Below are 2,559 nucleotides of genomic sequence, written 5' to 3'. Positions count from 1 at the left end.
GGGGGGGGGGGGGGGGGGGGGGGGGGGGGGGGGGGGGGGGGGGGGCGGGCGGGGGGGGGGGGGGGCGGGGGGGGGGGGGGGGGGCGCGGGCCCCCGCCCCCGCACCCCCGCTCCTCAATCGCCGGAGGGGCTTGATTCTGGCCGCGGCCACTATCGGCCTCGCCGGCGTTTGAGGCGCGGGGCGCCCCGAAAGCCAGCGGTGCGTGTCACACCCTCAGCCGGTTACGCGTCAGTACGCCGCCCCCTATCGTCGGCGGCATGTTCGCAGCCTACGCAGCCAGCCTGGACCCCGCCCACCCCCTCAACGGCCTCGAACTGGGCGACCGCCCAGCCCCGCCGGACCGGCCCGGGTGGACCACCGTCGACGTCCGGGCGGCTTCCCTCAACCACCACGACCTCTGGTCCCTGCGCGGCGTCGGCCTCGCGGAGGACAAGCTGCCGATGATCCTCGGATGCGACGCCGCCGGGGTCGACCAGGACGGCAACGAGGTCGTCCTGCACTCCGTCATCGGGCAGACCGGGCACGGGGTCGGGCCCGACGAGCCCCGGTCCATCCTCACCGAGCGCTACCAGGGCACCTTCGCGGAGCGGGTCACCGTTCCGACGTACAACGTGCTGCCGAAGCCCAAGGAGCTGAGCTTCGAGCAGGCCGCCTGTCTGCCGACCGCCTGGCTCACCGCGTACCGGATGCTCTTCACCAACGCCGGGGTGCGCCCCGGGGACTCCGTGCTCGTCCAGGGCGCCGGCGGCGGGGTCGCGACCGCCGCGATCGCGCTCGGCCGGGCCGCCGGGCTGCGGGTCTACGCCACCAGCCGCGACGAGGCCAAGCGCAGGCGGGCCGTCGAGCTGGGCGCCGTGGAGGCGTTCGAGGCGGGCGCGCGGCTGCCGCACCGGGTGGACGCCGTCATCGAGACGGTCGGCGCCGCCACCTGGTCCCACTCCGTCAAGTCGCTGCGCCCCGGCGGCACCCTGGTCATCTCCGGCGCCACCAGCGGCGACCGCCCCTCGCACGCCGAGCTGACCCGGATCTTCTTCCTGGAGCTGAAGGTCGTCGGCTCGACCATGGGCTCCAAGGACGAGCTGGAGGACCTGCTCGCCTTCTGCGCCACCACCGGCGTGCGCCCCGTGATCGACGAGGTGCTGCCCCTGGACCGGGCGCGGGAGGGCTTCGAACGTCTCGCGGCCGGTGACCAGTTCGGGAAGATCGTGCTCACCGTCAACAACGGTTGACAGGGGCGGGGTGTCAACGTACGTTGACATCATGACCGAAGCGACGGATCTCGCCGAGCGGGCGGGCGACCGCGACCCCCGGGTGGGGCTGCGGTCGGTCGCCGCGCTGCGGCGGCTGCTGGAGCAGCTGGAAGCCGTACAAGTGAGAAGCGCCCGGGCCAAGGGCTGGTCGTGGCAGGAGATCGCGGCCGAACTGGGCGTCAGCAGGCAGGCCGTGCACAAGAAGTACGGGAGGCGATGATGTTCGAGCGATTCACCAAGGACGCCCGAGCCACGGTGACCGGCGCCGTGGCACACGCCGAACGCACCGGGGCCGGCCAGGTCACCGGGGAACACCTGCTGCTCGCCCTCCTCGGCCAGGACGGCGGCCGGGCCTCCTTCGCGCTCACCGCGCTCGGCCTCACGGACCGCAGGGAGTCCCTGGACGCCGCGCTCGCCGAGGCCCGCAGGCGCGGCGGCATGAGCAGGGCCGACGCCGACGCGCTCGCGGACATCGGCATCGACCTCACCGCCGTCGTCTCGCGCATCGAGGAGGCGCACGGCGAGGGGGCCCTGCGGGGCGACCGGGGAGGCCGCCGGCGCCGGGCGGGCGGCCCGTCCTTCTCCCGGGAGGCGAAGAAGGTCCTGGAGAAGTCACTGCGCGTCGCGCTCGGGCGCGGCGACCGGTTCATCGGCGGGGAACACCTCCTGCTGGCCCTCACCGCCATGCCCGGCCCGGTCGCCGACGCGCTCGCCGACCACGGGGCGACGTACGGCACGGTGGAGCGCGCGCTGTACGGGCACGGCGGGGCGGGCCGGGACCGCGAGGCGGGCTGAGCCGGCGGGGCTTGCGCCTATTTCTTCCCGTCTCCGCGCCGGCCTGGGCCGCCGTCGTTGCCAAGTGGCGGTGGGCCTTGGTGAGCGTGCCTTGTGCGGGCACGGCGGGGCGGGCCGGGACCGCGAGGCGGGCTGAGCCGGCGGGGCTCGCGGCTACCTCCCCCTGTCTCCGCGCGGTACCGCGCCGGCCTGGGGCGCCGTCGTCGTCAGGTGGCGGTGGGCCTGGGTGAGCGTGCGTTGTTCGGGCATGGCGGGGTGGGCCGGGACCGCGAGGCGGGCTGAGTCGACGGGGGCCGGGCGGGCGGCCGGCCCCCGCGCTTATTTCCCCCCGTCTCCGCGCGGTACCGCGCCGGCCGGGGTCGCCGTCGTCGTCAGGTGGCGGTGGGCCTTGGTGAGCGCGCGCTGTACGGGCACGGCGGGGTTCGCGGCTACCTCTCCCTGTCTCCGCGCGGTACCGCGCCGGCCTGGGTCGCCGTCGTCGTCAGGTGGCGGTGGGCCTTGGTGAGCGTGCGT

At 75.6% G+C, this 2,559-nt stretch carries 3 protein-coding genes; all 3 read left to right on the top strand.

The genetic code is table 11. The annotated features are described in order from the left end of the window. Positions 1 to 258 precede the first annotated feature (258 nt). From FKN01_RS32055 to FKN01_RS32045, 3 genes are read left to right on the top strand one after another with little or no spacing between them, the layout of a single operon-like run. On the top strand, positions 259 to 1,230 hold the full coding sequence (locus FKN01_RS32055) for a zinc-binding dehydrogenase (protein ID WP_143626159.1): 972 nt from the start codon (positions 259 to 261) through the stop codon (positions 1,228 to 1,230). A gap of 31 nt (positions 1,231 to 1,261) precedes the next feature. Beyond that, on the top strand, positions 1,262 to 1,471 hold the full coding sequence (locus tag FKN01_RS32050) for a helix-turn-helix domain-containing protein (RefSeq protein WP_143626158.1): 210 nt from the start codon (positions 1,262 to 1,264) through the stop codon (positions 1,469 to 1,471). Continuing rightward, positions 1,471 to 2,046, top strand: coding sequence for a Clp protease N-terminal domain-containing protein (locus FKN01_RS32045; RefSeq protein WP_143626160.1), 576 nt, complete (start codon positions 1,471 to 1,473; stop codon positions 2,044 to 2,046). The genes FKN01_RS32050 and FKN01_RS32045 overlap by 1 nt, the downstream gene beginning before the upstream one ends. The last annotated feature ends 513 nt before the right edge of the window (positions 2,047 to 2,559 follow it).

Origin of the sequence: Streptomyces sp. 130 (assembly GCF_007096885.1) — a bacterium.
In the GTDB taxonomy this organism is placed as follows: Bacteria; Actinomycetota; Actinomycetes; order Streptomycetales; family Streptomycetaceae; genus Streptomyces.
The sequence above is the reverse complement of the archived record's forward strand: the minus strand, read 5'-3'. Positions and strand labels throughout refer to the sequence as shown.

What these genes read in the sequence shown, in the direction of transcription:
- FKN01_RS32050 (WP_143626158.1), top strand. Translation starts at nt 1,262, where the DNA reads ATGACCGAAGCGACGGATCTCGCCGAGCGGGCGGGCGACCGCGACCCC.
- FKN01_RS32055 (WP_143626159.1), top strand. Translation starts at nt 259, where the DNA reads ATGTTCGCAGCCTACGCAGCCAGCCTGGACCCCGCCCACCCCCTCAAC.
- FKN01_RS32045 (WP_143626160.1), top strand. Translation starts at nt 1,471, where the DNA reads ATGTTCGAGCGATTCACCAAGGACGCCCGAGCCACGGTGACCGGCGCC.